This window comes from Agromyces aureus (genome assembly GCF_001660485.1).
Lineage (GTDB): Bacteria > Actinomycetota > Actinomycetes > Actinomycetales > Microbacteriaceae > Agromyces > Agromyces aureus.
Genome location: NZ_CP013979.1, coordinates 1671989 through 1688346 on the forward strand (window position 1 = coordinate 1671989; position 16358 = coordinate 1688346).

The 16358-nt window shown below is 72.8% G+C and carries 15 protein-coding genes; 5 read left to right on the forward strand and 10 right to left on the reverse strand.

What is annotated here, in order from left to right; all coding sequences use genetic code 11:
* Positions 1-72 precede the first annotated feature (72 nt).
* On the forward strand, positions 73-927 hold the full coding sequence (locus tag ATC03_RS07220) for a DNA-formamidopyrimidine glycosylase family protein (RefSeq protein ID WP_067874949.1): 855 nt from the start codon (positions 73-75) through the stop codon (positions 925-927).
* Positions 928-1005: 78 nt separating this feature from the next.
* On the opposite strand, the gene ATC03_RS07225 is transcribed toward ATC03_RS07220, so the two are convergent.
* Together ATC03_RS07225 and ATC03_RS07230 are read right to left on the reverse strand one after the other, a co-directional pair.
* Positions 1006-1230, reverse strand: a complete 225-nt coding sequence (locus ATC03_RS07225) for a hypothetical protein (protein WP_067874953.1) — start codon at positions 1228-1230, stop codon at positions 1006-1008.
* Between the two features lie 77 nt (positions 1231-1307).
* A complete protein-coding gene (locus ATC03_RS07230) occupies positions 1308-1673 on the reverse strand; it encodes a DUF4180 domain-containing protein (protein ID WP_067874956.1) in 366 nt (121 codons plus the stop codon).
* Between the two features lie 85 nt (positions 1674-1758).
* Between ATC03_RS07230 and ATC03_RS07235 the strand changes: the two genes are divergently transcribed.
* Both ATC03_RS07235 and ATC03_RS07240 read left to right on the forward strand, forming a co-directional pair.
* Complete coding sequence (locus tag ATC03_RS07235) at positions 1759-2625, forward strand: Fpg/Nei family DNA glycosylase (protein ID WP_067874959.1); 867 nt, start codon at positions 1759-1761, stop codon at positions 2623-2625.
* A 49-nt stretch (positions 2626-2674) separates the two neighbouring features.
* Positions 2675-3292: a GNAT family N-acetyltransferase gene (locus ATC03_RS07240; protein WP_067874962.1), complete on the forward strand. Its 618-nt coding sequence runs from the start codon at positions 2675-2677 to the stop codon at positions 3290-3292.
* 114 nt (positions 3293-3406) lie between these two features.
* On the opposite strand, the gene ATC03_RS07245 is transcribed toward ATC03_RS07240, so the two are convergent.
* A complete protein-coding gene (locus tag ATC03_RS07245; RefSeq protein WP_067874965.1) occupies positions 3407-4666 on the reverse strand; it encodes a phosphotransferase family protein in 1260 nt (419 codons plus the stop codon).
* Between the two features lie 9 nt (positions 4667-4675).
* Positions 4676-6676: an anthranilate synthase family protein gene (locus ATC03_RS07250; RefSeq protein WP_084003363.1), complete on the reverse strand. Its 2001-nt coding sequence runs from the start codon at positions 6674-6676 to the stop codon at positions 4676-4678.
* Between the two features lie 213 nt (positions 6677-6889).
* Here ATC03_RS07250 and ATC03_RS07255 point away from each other — a divergent pair, with 213 nt between their 5' ends.
* Positions 6890-7825, forward strand: a complete 936-nt coding sequence (locus ATC03_RS07255) for a putative protein N(5)-glutamine methyltransferase (protein ID WP_067874968.1) — start codon at positions 6890-6892, stop codon at positions 7823-7825.
* Here the strand turns inward: ATC03_RS07255 and ATC03_RS07260 are convergent.
* On the reverse strand, positions 7773-8429 hold the full coding sequence (locus ATC03_RS07260) for a phosphoribosyltransferase (protein WP_067874971.1): 657 nt from the start codon (positions 8427-8429) through the stop codon (positions 7773-7775). The two genes, ATC03_RS07255 and ATC03_RS07260, sit on opposite strands and share 53 nt — an antisense overlap.
* 210 nt (positions 8430-8639) lie before the next feature.
* Between ATC03_RS07260 and ATC03_RS07265 the strand changes: the two genes are divergently transcribed.
* Positions 8640-10469 carry a VWA domain-containing protein gene (locus tag ATC03_RS07265; protein ID WP_152030888.1) on the forward strand — a complete coding sequence of 610 codons (1830 nt, stop codon included), beginning with the start codon at positions 8640-8642 and terminating at the stop codon, positions 10467-10469.
* A gap of 181 nt (positions 10470-10650) precedes the next feature.
* On the opposite strand, the gene ATC03_RS07270 is transcribed toward ATC03_RS07265, so the two are convergent.
* From ATC03_RS07270 to nadB, 5 genes are all read right to left on the reverse strand, one after another.
* Complete coding sequence (locus tag ATC03_RS07270; RefSeq protein WP_084003364.1) at positions 10651-12183, reverse strand: MDR family MFS transporter; 1533 nt, start codon at positions 12181-12183, stop codon at positions 10651-10653.
* A gap of 163 nt (positions 12184-12346) precedes the next feature.
* Positions 12347-12517, reverse strand: a complete 171-nt coding sequence (locus ATC03_RS20540; RefSeq protein WP_156997175.1) for a hypothetical protein — start codon at positions 12515-12517, stop codon at positions 12347-12349.
* The gene (locus ATC03_RS07275; RefSeq protein ID WP_067874978.1) at positions 12514-13686 is read right to left on the reverse strand and encodes a cysteine desulfurase family protein; all 1173 of its coding nucleotides are present in this window, start codon (positions 13684-13686) and stop codon (positions 12514-12516) included. The genes ATC03_RS20540 and ATC03_RS07275 overlap by 4 nt, the downstream gene beginning before the upstream one ends.
* Positions 13683-14609: a carboxylating nicotinate-nucleotide diphosphorylase gene (nadC, locus tag ATC03_RS07280; RefSeq protein WP_067874980.1), complete on the reverse strand. Its 927-nt coding sequence runs from the start codon at positions 14607-14609 to the stop codon at positions 13683-13685. The genes ATC03_RS07275 and nadC overlap by 4 nt, the downstream gene beginning before the upstream one ends.
* Positions 14606-16357: an L-aspartate oxidase gene (gene nadB / locus ATC03_RS07285; protein WP_067874983.1), complete on the reverse strand. Its 1752-nt coding sequence runs from the start codon at positions 16355-16357 to the stop codon at positions 14606-14608. Before nadB ends, nadC begins: the two co-directional genes overlap by 4 nt.
* Position 16358 lies beyond the last annotated feature (1 nt).

Sequence of the window (16358 nt, forward strand, 5' to 3'; positions counted from 1 at the left end):
GAGACCGACGCCTCGCCGCGGACGTTCGCGTTCGCACGCCACGATGTCGCCCGCCTGTGCAAGGCTGCTGGCATGCCCGAGTCACCGGAAGTGCAGGCACTCGCCGAAGAACTCGACGCCCGGCTGACGGGTCGAACGCTCGTCGACGTCGACGTGATCGAGTTCCGCATCGCGAAGACACGCGGTCGGCCGCCCGAGTCCCTCGCGGGCGAGCGCGTGACCGGCGTGACTCGCCACGGCAAGCTCCTCGACCTGGCCTTCGGGCCGGCGGGCCATCTCGTCGTGTCGCTCGGCCGCCACGGGTGGGCGCGCTGGGCCGGTTCCATCGCCGAATCGGATGCCGCGGCATCCGACCCGCCGCCGCCCACGCTCGCGACGCTCGCCTTCGACGAGGGGCCGGCGCTCGAGCTGACCGACGCGGGCGACTGGGTCTCGCTCGGATGCTGGGTGGTCGACGACGCGTTCGAGGTACCCGCGGTGGCGAAGCTCGGTCCTGATCCGGCTTCGGCCCAGTTCTCGCGGGCCGACTTCGATGCGGCCCTCGTGGGCCGTCGCAAGCAGGTGAAGGCCGTGCTGCAGGAGCAGGAATCGCTTGCGGGCATCGGCAACGCCTACTCCGACGAGATCCTGCATGCGGCGAAGGTCTCGCCCGTCGGGCACGCCTCAGCGCTCGGGGGTGACGAGCTCGATCGCCTGTTCGACGCGACGGTCGGCGTGGTCGGTGCCGCGATCGCCGAGCGCCGGGGCGTGCCGATCGCCCGGCTCAAGGCCGAGAAGGTCGCCGCCATGCGCGCCCACGGTCGCACGGGCGAGCCGTGCCCGGTGTGCGGCGACGCGATCGCCGACTTCACGTTCGCGAGCACGACCGCGCAGTACTGCCCGACGTGCCAGACGGGCGGCGAGATACTGCCGCTCAAAGGTGCGTGATGGCCCGTCGGTCGCGGATCAGGATGCCCCGGATCAGGATGCCCCGGGGAAGCATGCTCCTGGCCGACGCGCCCCGGATCAGGCCGAGATCGGCGTGCTGCGCGACGAACTCGCGTAGACGCGGCTGAGCGACTCGGGCGCCGCGGTGAACCGCCCCGGCCGCCCCTCGGAGGTCAGGTACTGCACGCGGATGCCTCGGCCGATGCGGGTCAGCTTGGTGACCTCGTAGACATGACCGGCGACATTCACGAGGGTGTCGCCCACCTCGAGGTGGCGGGCCTGCCGCAGCTCGATCGTCTTCATAGTGAGAGCTTCTCACCAACCACCGACATTCGAACGTGTGTACGGATGCCGCGGGCGATCGCACCGCGCGGCGAGCGCTACCCGCGCGCGGCGAGTTTGTTCGCGAGCTCGGCGTCGTCGCGCACGAACCACACCTGGTCGCCGCGATTGGACTCCCACACGTAGTCGCTCAGCGCTCGGCTCGCCTCGGTGTACGCGGTCAGGTCGCCGACGATCACGAGACGCACCCGGTAGTTCACGAGCTTCTGCGTGAAGGCGCCGGCGAGCCCGGTGCTCAGGTCGAAGAACGCGGGATCGAGCCGTTCGACGGGCACCATCGCGGTCTTCGCCTCGTGCGACCAGACGCTGCCGATGAGGTCGATCGCGTCGTCTTCGGTCGAGATCGGCTCGCCCTCGGGCTCGAGGGCGAAGACGCGGAGGTCGCTGCTCTGCTCGTTCGGCATGCTCCGACCCTAACCGGAGCGGCGGCCGAGGGGAACGGCCGCGCGAACGCTGGCCGTCGTCGGCGGTCGGTGGCAGCATGAGAGCGTGCCCGAACTGCCGGAGGTCGATGCGCTCGCCGCGTTCCTCCGCGAGCGCGCGGTCGGTCACGCGGTGACCTCGGCGTCGGTCACCGCGATCTCGGCGCTGAAGACCTTCGATCCTCCGCTGCACGCGCTCGCGGGCGGCACGATCACGGCGGTCGCACGCCACGGCAAGTTCGTCGACCTGAGCGTCGGCACCGAGCCGTTGCACCTCGTCTTCCACCTCGCCCGTGCCGGGTGGCTGCGGTGGTTCGACGAGGTGTCGAAGACCATTCTGAAGCCGGGCAAGGGGCCGATCGCCCTGCGCGTCAAGCTCGACGACGGCGCGGGCTTCGATCTCACCGAGGCCGGTACGAAGAAGTCGCTCGCGGTCTACGTGGTGCGCGATCCGAACGAGGTTCCGGGCATCTCGCGCCTCGGCCCCGACCCGACGGCGCCCGAGTTCACGCTCGCCGACTTCCAGGCCGTGCTCGACGGGCGGCGCACGCAGATCAAGGGCGTGCTGCGCGACCAGTCGGTGTTCGCGGGCATCGGCAACGCCTACTCCGACGAGATCCTGCACGCGGCGCGCATGTCGCCGTACGCGCTCGCCGCGAAGCTCACGCCCGAGCAGGTCGAGACCTTGTTCACCGCGCTGCGCGACACGCTCGCCGAGGCGGTGGCCGCGGCATCCGGTCGCCCGCCGGCCGACCTCAAAGACGCGAAGCGCCGCGGCATGCAGGTGCACGCCCGCACGGGAGAGAAGTGTCCGGTCTGCGGCGACACCGTGCGCGAGGTGCGGTTCGCGGACTCGACGTTCCAGTACTGCCCGACGTGCCAGACCGGCGGCAAGCCGCTCGCCGACCGCGTGCTGTCGCGGTTGCTCAAGTAGCGGCGCGTCTTCGCACGGTGGCGATGCGCGGAACGCGGGGCTCGAGCGCATGTCGGCGGTCCGCGAGAACATCGAGGCGATGAACGTCGCGCGAACGACCAGCCGGCTCGTACTGAGCCCGCTCACCGTCGATGACGTCGACGACATGTTTCGGGTGTACGGCGACGAGCGCACCTGGCAGCACCTGCCCGCGGGCCGCCATCTCGATCGGGGCCAGACCGAACGGGCCATCGAGCAGGCGGTGCGGAGCCGGCGGGAGCACGGCTTCGGCATGAATGCCGTGCGACTCCGCGAGCCCGTCGGCTCACTCGCCGCAGGTCGCTTCATCGGCGTCGCCGGGGCGAACATGATGGCATTGGGTGCCTGGAACCTCGGGTATCGGTTCGAACCCGCTGCGTGGGGGCACGGGCTGGCCGGCGAGGCGGCCGGGTCATCGCTCGAGGCGGCCGTCGAGAGCGCACCCGACGCTCCCGTCACCGCGCGCGTGTTCGCGAACAACCCGGTCTCCATCCGCGTGCTCGAGCGGCTGGGCCTCGACCTCGCGTGGCGTGGTTCGTCGGGCGCCGAGCCGCTCGGCGGCGGCGACACGACCCACCTCGAACGGCTCGTGTTCGCCGATCGCGACCTCGACGCCGAGATCCTCGACGCCGTCATCGCGCTCGGCTGACGCGGGTGGGTCGCGCGCATGCATCGGGTCCGTTCCGTCGCGTCCGCCGCTGCTCAGCGCGCAGCGGGATCTGCTGCGACCAGCTCAGCGCACCGGGCATCGATTGCGAGCAACTCAGCGCACCTGCGGATCGGCTGCGACCAGGTCGGCCGCTCGCGCCAGCCACGTCGCGGGGTCGTCGCGGTGGTACACCCGTTCGTCGGGCTCGATGCGATCGAGGAACCCTTGATAGATGACGGCCTGCCGCAGCGCGGCGACCGGCGCCAGCAGCAACGCCGCGCGCGCCGGATCCGAACCGGGCACCGCCGTGGCCCACGCATCGGTCCAGTGCCGACGAGCGAGCTCGGCGTGCCCTGCGTCGACCCGGTCGGTGAAGGCGGCCGCGTCGAGCAGCGGATGCCCGACACCGGAGTCGCCCCAGTCGAGCAGGGTCAGGTCGAGCCCGCGGCCGCGCACGTTGCCTGGCGCGAAGTCGCCGTGCACGAGGGTGTCGGGCAGGCCGCACGCGACGACCCGGGCGGCGCGCACGTCGAGTCCGTCGACGAGTGCGCGCACGGATTCGCGCAGCGCGGGCTCGAGTCGGTCGGCGGCCGTCTCGAGCGCATGCGTCGCCGGGGCGGCGAGGGCCGGCATCCGCCAATCGGGCAGGCCGAGCGCGAGCAGGTCATCGACCGCGCCCGCCTGATCGAACTGGATACCGACGAGCAGGTCGATCATGGCGCGCTGCTGCTCGACCGTCGAGCCGTCGTGGAGGTCGTCGCCCGGGATGTCGGCCAGCAGCACGAGGCCGTCGTCCCGTGCGATCACGTGCGGCACCGGGTGACGGCGGTGCGGCTCGTCCCGCCCGAGCCGCTCGCGCCGTCCGAGCCGCTCGATGATCCCGCCCTCGTGCGCGAAGAACGGCGGCACCTGCTTGAGCCAGACATCGCCCCGGCCGGTCGGCAGGCGCCAGACACTCGAGAGGTTCCAGGTCCGCACCTGCTGGGCGGGCGCGGTGAGCGCGACGCCCCGCTCGGCGAGTTCGTGCGCGGCCCAGCGCAACGCACGGGTGGGGCCGCCGGGCTCGGCCCACGGCATGCGCAGCGGTACGGATGCCGCGACGCGCGCAGCGGCATCCGTCAGCCCGATTTGCGGCACGGCGTCGACCTCGGCGAGGTATCGCACGAGGTCGGGCACGCCGTCGGCGCGGCGCACGACCTCGAGCAGCCGCAGCACGATCACCTCGAGTCCGAGCGATGCCCGGGCGGCGGTGACGACCTCGCTCGCGAGCATGGTCCACGGCTGCTCGGCCGAGAACCGCGCGGTCGTGCCCAGCACCTCGCCCGTCGGCAGGCAGAGCACGAGCTCGACCTCGCGCGTTCGCCCGTCGCCCATGCCCGAAGGCTAGGGCACCACCGCCGTCGGTGTCAGCACGCCGTCGACCAGTCGTTCGAGCAGCGCCAGGCCGTCGGGCGAGGTCACCGACTCGAGGTGCCCCTGAACGGAGGCCACGCCACGGCCGCGAAGGGCGTGCACGATGCCCGTCGCGGCATCCGAGGCCACCTCGAAGCCGAGGCGCGGCGTGGTCGAACCGTCGGACGCGAGCGCTGAGAACGTGTTGTAGAAGCCGATGGCCGCGGTCTCGCCGAACACCTCGATCGGCAGCTGCACGCCCTGGCGGGGCGTCGGCAGGGGCGCGACCGGCAGGCCCGCGAGGTCGGCGAGCACCTGGTGGCTGAGGCAGACGGCGAGCAGTGGGCGTTCGGCTTCGAGGCGTGCGGCGATGAGCTCGCGCAGGCGGGCGATGCGCGGGTCGGTCGCGTCGCGCGGGTCGCCTGGTCCGGGGCCGAACACCACGAGATCCTCGGATGCCGCAGCCGACGCCTGGTGCCACGCCACGAGCCGCACGTCGAGCCCGAGGTGGCGCAGCTGGTGCGCGAGCATCGTCGTGAAGTCGTCGTTCGCGTCGATCACGAGCGCCGAGCGTCCGCGCGGCTCGTGCGCGTGCTGCGGCGATCTCCAGAACGCGGCGAGGTGGTCGTTGCGGGCCGCGAGCAGCGCCGCGTGCGGGTCGGCGGCGGCGTGCTCATCACTCGGCGCCGTGCCCGAGGACGCATCGCGGCCTGCCCCCGACCGGGCGGCACCCGTCGCACCGGGCCGTGCCACGGCATCCGCCCGTGGAATCGCACCGAGCGCCGTGAGCAGGCCGGCCGCCTTCGCCCGCGTCTCGGCGACCTCGCCGGCGGGGTCGGAGTGGCGCACGAGCGTCGCCCCGACGGGCACGCTCACGCGTCCGTCGCGCAGGTACGCCGTGCGGATGAGGATCGGAGCGTCGACGTCGTACCCCGTCGCGGTCGGCGTGAACCGGGCGAAGACGCCCGCGTAGTAGCCGCGCGCGGTCGGCTCGTGCCTGGCGATGACCGAGCACGCGTTCCCCATCGGCGACCCGGTGACGGTCGGCGCGAACATTGTGCGGCGCAGCACCTCGCGCGGGTCGAGGTCGGAGTGCCCCTCGAGCAGGTACTCGGTGTGGGTGAGGCGCGACATCCGCTTCAGGAAGGGGCCCCGGATGCGCCCGCCCTCCGGGCACACCGCGCTCATCATCTTGAGTTCCTCGTCGACGACCATGACGAGCTCCTCGCGCTCCTTGACGTCGTGCAGGAACGCGAGCAGGCGTTCGTCGACCGAGGTCGCGGCATCGGCCTCGGTCAGCACGTCGTGGCGGAACGTGCCGCTGATCGGGTTCATCGACACGAGCCCGTCGATCGAGGAGACGTGCCGCTCGGGCGTCGCGCCGACCGCCGAGAGCCCCGGCGTGTGCACCGCGAAGGTCCAGAACGCGCCGCGCTCGTGCTCGAGCAGCGCCCGCAGCCAGCCGAGCACCGCGACCGCCGGCGCCCCGTCGACCTCGCCCACGAACTCACGGCGGATCACGAAGTTGGCGCCCTCGCCGCGCCCGATCTCGTCGTCGATCACGCGGCGCACGATCTCGGCATAGGCCTCGTCGCTGGCGTCCACGTCGAGGTCGACGGCGATCGGATGCCGCGGCAGCACGTCGATCGCCTCCGCGACCGCGAGCTCGGCGCGCTCGCGCACCACCAGGCAGCGGATCGGCGCGCCGTCGTCGTGCGCGTCGAACCCGCGCTCGCGAACCTGCCGGAACGGCACGAGTGCGAGCACCTCCGCGCCGTCGAGCGGGATGTCGGCGAGAAGTTCGACGTCGACGACGTCGCCCACGAGCACGTCGAGCGTGGGCTCGTGCTCGCGACGGATGACGGCGAACGGCGGGGCATCGGCGCCCGCGGCGAGCAGCGAGGCGAGCAGCGCGGACGGGGCGCTCGACGGCGCCGCCGGCTGGCGCTCGGGCTGGGCGACGTTCGGGATGGCCGGGTGCGGTGCGGTCATGAGTTCTCCGGTGGTCTTCTGGCCCGGGCCGGAACCTTCCGCAGATGCGAAAACGACCGCCCTCGGGCGGTCGTCGTACGTCGAAACGTGGAGTCCGCCTAGGAGGCGGGCCACCAGCTGCAGGTCGACGTGGTCATGGGCTCGATGTTAGGGCATCCGCGCGATGCGTGCACCCTCGGTGCGTCGCGCGGCGCGCGCGGCTAGCATTCCCGGGTGATCGATGCCGCCGCGCCCGCACCCGAGCCCGACTCCGTGCTCGTCGCGCGACTGCGCGCCGCGGGCTGCGTGTTCGCCGAGGACGAGGCGGTGCTGCTCGAGGCCGCGGTCGCCGAGCGGTTCGGCGGTGGCGGCGATGTCGGTGCGCACGGCGGTGCCGATGATGCCGCGGCGGAGCTCGAGCGGCTGGTCGCCCGGCGCATGGCCGGCGAACCGCTCGAGCAACTCCTCGGCTGGGCGGAGTTCGGCGGCCTCCGCATCCTGCTCGAACCCGGCGTCTTCGTGCCGCGACGACGCACCGAGCTCCTCGCCGAGACGGCGTCGGGGTTCGCGGCGGAGGTCGCGGCATCCGGTCGAGTGCCCGTCGTCGTCGACCTCTGCTGCGGCGCGGGCGCGATCGGGGCCGTGATCGCGGATGCCGCTGGGCCGATCGAGCTGGTCGCGGCCGACCTCGACCCGGCCGCCGTGCGTGCCGCCCGGCGCAACCTCGAACCGCGCGGTGCGCGCGTCGTCGAGGGCGACCTCTTCGCACCGCTGCCGGCCGACCTCCGCGGCCGTGTCGAAGTGCTCGCCGTGAACGCGCCCTACGTGCCCACCGATGAGATCGCGATGATGCCGCCCGAGGCGCGCGACCACGAGGCTCGCGTCGCACTCGACGGAGGAACCGACGGTCTCGACGTGCACCGGCGCGTCGCGGCATCCGCCCTCGACTGGCTCGCGCCCGACGGGCGACTGCTGATCGAGACCGGTCGGCGGCAGGCTGCGGCCACCGCAGCGCTCGTCGAGGCCGGTGGGCTCGCCGCCGAGGTCGCGCACGACGACGAGCGCGGCGGCACGGTCGTCATCGGCACCGTCGGCCCCGCCGTCGACCGCCTCCGACTCACCGGTTCGCGGCGAGCAGTGCCTGCACCTCGGCATCCGTCGTCTGCGTGAAGTCGAGGTAGTACTGCCCGACTGCCATGAACCCGGCGGGCGTCGAGAGGCACACGAGCTCGTCGATCGCGGGCGAGCCCACGAGGCCGACCGCCGCGTCGGGCGAGGCGACCGGCACCGCCAGGACCACGGATGCCGCGGCTCGCGCCCGCGCGACGAGGCACGCCACGCGGGCCGTCGCGCCCGTCGCCACCCCGTCGTCGACGACGATCGCCGTGCGCCCCGCGAGCTCGATCGGCGGGGCGTCGCCGCGGAACCGACGCACGCGCGCCTCGAGCTCGGCACGCTCGCGTCGCTCCACCGCCGCGAGCGTGCGGGCGTCGACGCCGCCGAGCGCGACGACGTCGTCGTTCAGCACGCGCGCACCCTCTTCGCCGATCGCCCCCATGGCGACCTCCTCGCGGAACGGCAGCCCGAGCTTTCGCACCACGAGCACGTCGAGCGGGGCCGCGAGGGAGTCGGCGACCTCGGCCGCGACCGGAACCCCGCCACGCGGAAGCCCCAGCACGACGGGTCGCGCCCACGCGTCGCGCCCGTGTTCGCGCAGCAGCGCCGCCAGACGGCGACCCGCGTCGCGGCGGTCCTCGAACACTCGTTGCGTCATGACGGCACCTGCCGTCCGGCCTACTCCGGCGATGCGGGGGCGTCAAGCCCGCCCTCGTGAACGCGGTCGGATTCCAGACGGGAAGACGAGTATTTTTCGTCTCGGACGGTGCGTAACCTACACTGAACCAAATCCTTCCCCCTTTACCCGGGGGAAACCCGAATCGAAGGATGCGACGGTGCCCTTGCTGCCGTCGGGCTTGGAGTGTCCGTGGGGCGTCACAGCGTCACCGCATCGACGACGAAGACGTCGAGACGCGGTCTCTACCTGTCCGTCATCGCCGCAGTCGTCGTCACCGGCGTCGTCGCGTCCGGTGTGTACCTCTGGATCGGCGGTCATCTCGACCCGAACCAGGCTGCCGCCGGGTCCGACTGCGAGAGCGTCGAGGAGCTGCGTATCGTCGCCGACACGACGATCGCGCCAGTGCTGTCCGACATCGCGGCGGATTTCGACGCAGCCAACGACGGCTGCGTCAGCACCGAGATCACCTCGCAGGAGTCCGCCGACACGTCGGCCGTGCTCGCCTCCGGCGGTCTCGACGCCGACGCCTGGGTGCCGCAGTCGTCGGTGTGGGTCGACCGAGCCGGCGCCACGGCGACGTCGCTCGGCCGGTCGACCCCGAACGCCCGGGTCGGTCAGACGATCGCGGTCACGCCCGTCGTATTCGCCACGGCGTCGTCCGACGCGACCGAGATCGCCAGCGAACCACTGACGTGGGCCCGCGTGCTCGACGGGTCGCTGCCCGCGATCCTGCCCGACCCCGAGGCCTCGGCGGCGAGCCTCACGAGCCTCGTCGGGCTCGGCGCCCACGCGCCGGCCGGAGACCCGCGACCGCTGGCCGCGGCCATGATCTCGCTCGGCAAGTCGATTCCGGCGTCCACGAGCGCCGCCTTCGGCGCGCTCTCCTCGGCCGCGCAACCGAGCGTGGTGCTCACGAGCGAGGCGCAGGTCGCCGAGTACAACGGCGACGAGCCGAGCGAGACGCTCACGGCCGGCTACCCGACCGATGGCACGCTCATGCTCGACTATCCGCTCGTGCGCATCGGCGATGCCGCCGACGAGGCGGCACTTGCGGCCGAGGGCGAGACCGGCGAGGACGCCGCGGAGCCGGCGGCCGAGCCCTCGGTCTCCAAGGGGTCGACGGCGCACGTGCAGACCGTCGGCCTGGCCGGGCGGAGCTCGACCGCCTCGACGACCGAGGTCGCGCAGAGCCTGTCGGAGCGCGGTCGCCTGCTCGCGGCGTTCGAGAAGGCCGCGACGGCCTCGTACGACCGTCTCACCGCGGCCGGTTTCCGCACGGCGCTCGGCGCGGGCAAGATCGACACGCTCGGCATCGCGCCCGAGGGCCCAGTGGCCCAGGTGCTGCCCGTCGATTCGGCCACCGCCCTCACGCTGCTGCGCACGTGGGGCGTGCTGTCGCTCCGTGCCCGCTACCTCTCGGTCATCGACGTCTCGGGCTCGATGGAGGAGCCGGCCGAGAACGGCCTGCGCCGCATCGACATCTTCCAGCAGGCGGCCATGAACGCGGTCTCGAAGTTCTCGGGTGAGGTCGACCTCGGCGTGTGGGCGTTCTCGACGATGCGCAACGGCGACCTCGACTACGAGGAACTCGCCGCGATCGCACCGCTCGGAGATGCCGCGCACACCCAGCAGATCGCCGGCATCATCCAATCGCTTCCCGGCCGCCTCGGCGGGGCGACCGGACTCTACGACACCGTGCTCGCCGCGGTCGGCCGGGTGCGCGAAGGCTACGACCCCGAGAAGGTCAACGCCGTGCTGCTCATCACCGACGGCAAGAACGAGGATGAGAACGGGATCAACCTCGACACGCTCATCGCCGAGCTCGCGAAGGGCGAAGAGAGCGGGCAGCCCGTGCCGGTCATTCTGATCGGCTTCGGACCCGATACCGACCTCGAGGCCATGCAGAAGATCGCAAAGGTCACGAAGGGCGGGGCCTACTCCGCCTCGAAGCCCGAAGACCTCGGCATCGTGCTCGTCGATGCGCTCTCGCAGCGCAGCTGCCGCCCCGACTGCGGCTGAGCCCCACGGCTCGGCCGACGGAGGCCGGCCGGCCGGTGGCGGACGACCGCCGCCGATCGGTGGACGGCCGCCGCGAACGTCGATCGGCGACGGTCTGGTCGACGGTGGCCGCGAACGAACTCGGGCCCGCCCGGCGCTGATGCGCAGGGCGGGCCCGAGTCGTTCTGCGTGGGGCGGCCGATCAGTGCGCCACGAACTCGCCGCCGGTGTCGGCCGGACGCCGCACGAACGCGCTGCCGACGATCGCGAAGAGCGACAGGATCGCGCCGACCAGGAACGCGGTGTGGATGCCGGCGGCTTCGGCGGCCTCGGCCGAGCTCGCCGTCGGTGCGGCTGCGGCGCTCGCGGCGGCCATCACCGTGATGAACAGCGCGGTGCCCGCTGCACCGCCGACCTGCTGGACGGTGCCGACGATCGCCGATCCGTGCGCGTAGAAGCGCGGCTGCACCGAACCGAGGGCGGTCGTGAACAGCGGCGTGAACATGAACGCGAGTCCGGCCGAGAGCGCGATGTGGGCCGCGAGCAGCAGCCACGGCGATGTCTGCTCCGAGACGAGCGTCAGCGACCAGAGCACGCCGCTCACGAGGATGCTGCCGGGAACGAGCAGCGGCCGCGGGCCGAAACGGTCGTAGAGGCGGCCGACGGTGGGGCCGAGCAGACCCATCACGAGTCCGCCGGGCAGCAGGAGCAGGCCGGTCATGATCGGCTCGAGGTGCAGCACGTTCTGCAGGTAGATCGGCAGCAGGATGATCGTGCCGAAGAGCGCGGCCATCATGACGGTCATGAGCGCGATCGAGATCGCGAAATTCGCGGACTTGAACGGCCGCAGGTCGAGCAGCGCGCGGTCGCGACGCTGCAGCAGGAGCTGGCGGACGACGAACGCGAGGATGCCGAAGGCACCGGCGCCGAGCGAGATCCACATCTGTGCCGGCGTCGCGGTGCCGGCGGCCTCACCGCCGATGAGGCTGAGGCCGTAGACGAGCCCACCGAAGCCGATCGCCGAGAGCACGACCGAGAAGACGTCGAGCGGCAGTCGCTTGGGGGTGTTCACGTTCTCGACGCGTCGGGTGCCGATGATCAGCATCGTCACGGCGATCGGCAGCACCAGCCAGAACATGAAGCGCCACGAGAGGAAGCTGAGGATCAGGCCGGAGATCGTGGGCCCGATCGCGGGGGCCACCGAGATCACCGTCGAGACGCGGCCCATGAACCGGCCGCGGTCGGAGGGCGCGACGAGCGTCATGAGGGTGGTCATGAGCAACGGCATCATGATCGCCGTGCCGGTCGCCTGCACGACGCGACCGCCGAGCAGCATCTCGAATCCCGGTGCGAGGGCCGAGATGAGCGTGCCGGTCGAGAACAGGCCCATCGCGGCGATGAACACCGCGCGCGTCGAGAAGCGCTGCAGCAGGTAGCCGGTGATCGGGATGACGACCGCCATCGTGAGCATGAACGCCGTGGTCAGCCACTGCGCCTCGGAGATCGTGATGCCGAGATCGGTGACGAGGTGCGGGATCGCCACGCCCATGATCGTCTCGTTGAGGATCACGACGAAGGCGGCCGCGAGCAGCAGCCAGATCACCCGCGAGTTGCGGGCGCCGTGCAGGGCCTCGGCGTCGGTGTGGTGCTGGCCGGTCGAGGTGTCTGGGCCCGCCGCGGCGGCAGGGGCGGTGTCGGTCGTGGGGGAGACGTCTGGGAGGGCGCGTTCGCTCACGGAGCGGATCCAATCGGCAGAAAGTGGATGTCGCGCGGCGTCGCGCAAGAAGGTTCGTCAGCTGTGACGGGAGTCACCGACCACAGAGACAACCCGAGCGAGGCGCCGGGCTATTCCCGATCCGCACGAAGAATTGCAACGTATGGAATCGGCGCCTGGAGGCTCAGGGTGCCGGCGCGGGCCCGTCGATCGGCGTCGGGCGCGGGAGCCAGTCCTTGAACATCGACTCCTCGGGTGCGAGTTCGGAGCGGAGCCGCTCCTCGCGCTCGGCGTCGGCCGGGGAGGCCTTCGCGTCGTCGACGGCGTCGTTCTCAGGAGCGTTCGCTTCGGTCATGATCCGACGATACCGCGCACGGCCGACACCGCACGGATGACGGATGCCGCGGCATCCGCGATCTCGTCGTCGGTCGTCGCCCGGCCGAGCGTGAAGCGCACGGCGGTCAGCGCGAGGTCGGCCGGGACGCCGATGGCCGTGAGCACGTGCGACGGATCGCTGCTGCCCGCCGCGCACGCCGAGCCGCTCGAGCACGTCACGCCGAGCCGGTCGAGCTCGAGCAGCACGGCCTCGCCGCTCGTTCCGGGGAAGACGAACGACACCGTGCCCGGCAATCGGCGGTCGGGGTCGCCCGTGAGCTGCGCGCCCTCGACGCCGGCGAGGATTCGCGCCCGCAACTCGAGTCCCTGGCGCGACGCCTGCGCCGCGGCATCCGCCCGCTCGGCCTCGGCGAGGCGCAGGGCCGTGGCGAACGCGACCGCACCGGCCACGTTCTCGGTGCCGGAGCGCCGGCCGCGTTCCTGCCCGCCGCCGTGCAGCACCGGTTCGAGCGCGATCCGGCCGCGGGCGACGAGCACGCCGGTGCCCTTGGGTGCGCCGACCTTGTGGCCCGCCAGCGAGAGGGCGTCCGCGCCGAGACCGCCCAGACCGCCCGACCCCGCCGGCGCGTCGAGCCGCAGGTCGAGATGACCGGCCGCCTGCACCGCATCCGTGTGCATGCGTGCGCCGGCCTCGTGCGCCACGGCCGCGAGCTGCGCGATCGGTTGTATCGTGCCGATCTCGTTGTTCACGAGCTGCACCGAGACGAGGGCCGTGTCGGGCCTGATCGCCGCCTCGAGCGCCGAGGGGTGCACGAGTCCGCCGGAGTCGACGGCGACCTCGGTCACCGTGAAGCCGTGGTGGCGCACGAGGTACGCGGCCGACTCGAGCACGGCCTCGTGCTCGACCGGCGAGACCACGAGGTGACGACCGCGCGGACGCGCGAGCGAGATGCCCTTGATCGCGAGGTTGTCGGCCTCGGTGCCGCCGCTCGTGAAGACGACCTCGCCCGGTCGGCATCCGATCACCGCGGCGACCTCCGATCGCGCCCAGGCCAGCGCGCGCGCCGCCTCCTCGCCGAGTTCGTGCCGACTCGACGGGTTGCCGAACGAGCCCGTGAGGTACGGCCACATGGCCTCGATCGCCTCGCGGCGCACCAGGGTCGTGGCGGCGTGGTCGAGGTAGATCACGTTCTCGCACCGCGCGGCGAACCCGCGCCCGCGTCGTCCTCGGCGGCCAGTGCGATGTCGATGTCGATGTCGACGTCGAGGCCGAGATCGAGCGCGCGCGCCGAGTGCGTGAGCGCCCCGACCGAGATCACATCGACGCCGGTGGCGGCGATCGCGGCGACCGTGTCGAGGTTCACCCCGCCCGACGCCTCGACGACCGCGCGCCCGCCGATGCGGCGAACGCCCTCGCGAAGCGCGTCGAGGTCGAAGTTGTCGAGCATGATCGTGTCGGCGCCGCCGCCGAGCACCGCGTCGAGCTGGTCGAGCCGGTCGATCTCGACCTCGAGGTGGGCCGTGTGCGGCATCCGCTCCCGCGCCGATCGAAGCGCGGAGGCCAGGTCGACGCCGCCGGCCGTGAGCACCGCGAGGTGGTTGTCCTTGGCCATGATCGCGTCGGAGAGCGAGCGCCGGTGATTGCGCCCGCCGCCGTCGCGCACGGCCTGGCGTTCGAGGCTGCGCAGCCCCGGAGTGGTCTTGCGCGTGTCGACGATGCGAGCGCGAGCGCCGGCGATGCCGCTCACGGCGGCCACGTACCGCGCGGTGAGCGTCGCGACGCCCGACATGCGTTGGCTGAGGTTGAGGGCGACACGCTCCGCGGTGAGGATGCCACGGGCCGGCCCGTGCACACGGGCGAGCACGTCGCCGGCCGCGAACGAGTCGCCGTCCGCGGCGAGCCGCTCGACCTCGATCGCCGGGTCGACGATGCGGAACGCCGCGGCGAACACCTCGATGCCGCTGAGCACGCCCGGTTCACGGGCGACGAGCGAGGCGGTGGCCGTGGCATCCGCCGGAATGAGCGTCTCGCTCGTGAGGTCGCCCCAGGGCGCGTCCTCGTCGAGTGCGGCGGTGACGATGCGGTCGATCTCGCGACGGTCGGTGCTCATGCTGCCTCCTCGGCATCGGGGGTGAGGTGCACGAGTCCGTGCAGGGGCAGTGGGGCGGATGCCTCTGGCTCGCCGCCCAGGCCGGCTCCGAGCGGGTCGAGCAGGCGGGGCGTATCGACCGCGTTCGCCGCGGCATCCGACCGGAAGTGCGCGCCCAGGCTCTCGGTGCGCGCGGCCGCGGCGGCCACGGTGAGGCGTGCGAGGTCGAGCAGGTTCCGATCCTCGGCGCTGCGGCGGTCGTGCACCTCGGGCGCCCGCCAGGTCTCGAGGGCGTCGGATGCCGCGGCCAGGCCGTCGGCCGAGCGCTCGAGTCCGACGTGCTCCCACATGAGGGCCTGCAGGGCGACCCGGTCGACGGGCGCGGCGGCCCCGTGGCTCCGCTCGGGTCCGCCCGTCTTCGGCGCAACTCCGGATGCCGCGCGCGACTCGCCGAGGGGAGTGCGCAACTCGGCGGCGCGTCGTCTCCCGTCTCCGGAGTTCGGCTGCGCGAGCGCGTCGGCGTCCGCGTCGATCGCGCGCGCCGCCCGGTCGGCGAACACGGCCGCCTCGAGCAGCGAGTTCGACGCGAGCCGGTTCGCGCCGTGCACGCCCGTGCGCGCGGTCTCGCCGACGGCGTAGAGCCCGGGCAGGCTCGTGCGTCCGTCGAGGTCGGTGACGACGCCGCCCATGGCGTAGTGCGCAGCGGGCGTGACGGGCACGGGCTCCTCGGCCCAGTCGTATCCGGCATCGCGGCAGGCGGCCCCGAGCCCGGGGAATCGCCGATCGAGGAACTCCCGGCCGAGCGCGGTCGCGTCGAGCGTCACGGGCTCGCCGCCCTGGTCGAGGCTCGCGCGCCAGACGGCGCGGGCCACGACGTCGCGGGGGGCGAGCTCGGCCTGCTCCGAGATCTCCGTCATGAAGCGGCGGCCGTCGCGATCGCGCAGCACGGCGCCCTCGCCGCGCACGGCCTCGGAGATGAGGGGCGTGCCGGGGGCGGCGAGCGCGGTCGGGTGGAACTGCACGAACTCGAGGTCGGCGATCTCGGCGCCCGCACGCCAGGCCGCGGCGACGCCGTCGCCCGTCGCCACGTCGGGGTTCGTCGTGTGCCGGAACAGCTGCCCGGCGCCGCCCGTCGCGAGCACGACGGCATCGGCGCGCACGTCGATCAGGTCTCCGGATGCCGCGAGCAGGCGCGCACCGATCACGCGTACGCCATCGGTGCCGGTGCCGACCCCGCCGTCGGGCCGAACGCCGTCGCCCGCGGCGCGCAGGTCGCCCGACTCGGTCACCTCGCCGGCCTCGGTGAGCAGGTCCACGAGCATCGTCTGCTCGTGGATGCGCACCGCCCGTCGTCGCACGGTGGTCACGAGCGCGCGTTCGATGGCCGCGCCCGTGGCGTCGCCGCCGGCGTGCAGGATGCGCGCCCTCGAGTGCGCCGCCTCGAGCCCGCGCTCGAGCCCGGAGTCGCCGTGGTCGAACGCGACGCCGAACCGGATCAGGTCGCGCACGCGCGCCGGGCCCTCGTCGCAGAGCACGCGCACGGCCTCCGGGTTGCAGAGTCCGGCGCCCGCCGACAGGGTGTCGGCGAAATGCCGCTCCGCCGAGTCATCGGGAAAGAGGGCCGCCGCGATGCCGCCCTGCGCGTGGCGCGTGTTGCCGTCGGCGAGCTCGGTCTTCGTGACGAGCTCGACGTCGTGGCCGGCGTCGGCCGCGCGCACCGCGGTCCAGAGCCCCCCGATGCCGCCGCCGACGACGAGCACGTGCCCCACG

What these genes read in the sequence shown, in the direction of transcription:
- ATC03_RS07250 (WP_084003363.1), bottom strand. Translation starts at nt 6,676, where the DNA reads ATGACCGCACCGCACCCGGCCATCCCGAACGTCGCCCAGCCCGAGCGC.
- ATC03_RS07225 (WP_067874953.1), bottom strand. Translation starts at nt 1,230, where the DNA reads ATGAAGACGATCGAGCTGCGGCAGGCCCGCCACCTCGAGGTGGGCGAC.
- ATC03_RS07245 (WP_067874965.1), bottom strand. Translation starts at nt 4,666, where the DNA reads ATGGGCGACGGGCGAACGCGCGAGGTCGAGCTCGTGCTCTGCCTGCCG.
- ATC03_RS07230 (WP_067874956.1), bottom strand. Translation starts at nt 1,673, where the DNA reads ATGCCGAACGAGCAGAGCAGCGACCTCCGCGTCTTCGCCCTCGAGCCC.
- ATC03_RS07240 (WP_067874962.1), top strand. Translation starts at nt 2,675, where the DNA reads ATGTCGGCGGTCCGCGAGAACATCGAGGCGATGAACGTCGCGCGAACG.
- ATC03_RS20540 (WP_156997175.1), bottom strand. Translation starts at nt 12,517, where the DNA reads ATGACCGAAGCGAACGCTCCTGAGAACGACGCCGTCGACGACGCGAAG.
- ATC03_RS07220 (WP_067874949.1), top strand. Translation starts at nt 73, where the DNA reads ATGCCCGAGTCACCGGAAGTGCAGGCACTCGCCGAAGAACTCGACGCC.
- nadC (WP_067874980.1), bottom strand. Translation starts at nt 14,609, where the DNA reads ATGAGCACCGACCGTCGCGAGATCGACCGCATCGTCACCGCCGCACTC.
- ATC03_RS07260 (WP_067874971.1), bottom strand. Translation starts at nt 8,429, where the DNA reads ATGACGCAACGAGTGTTCGAGGACCGCCGCGACGCGGGTCGCCGTCTG.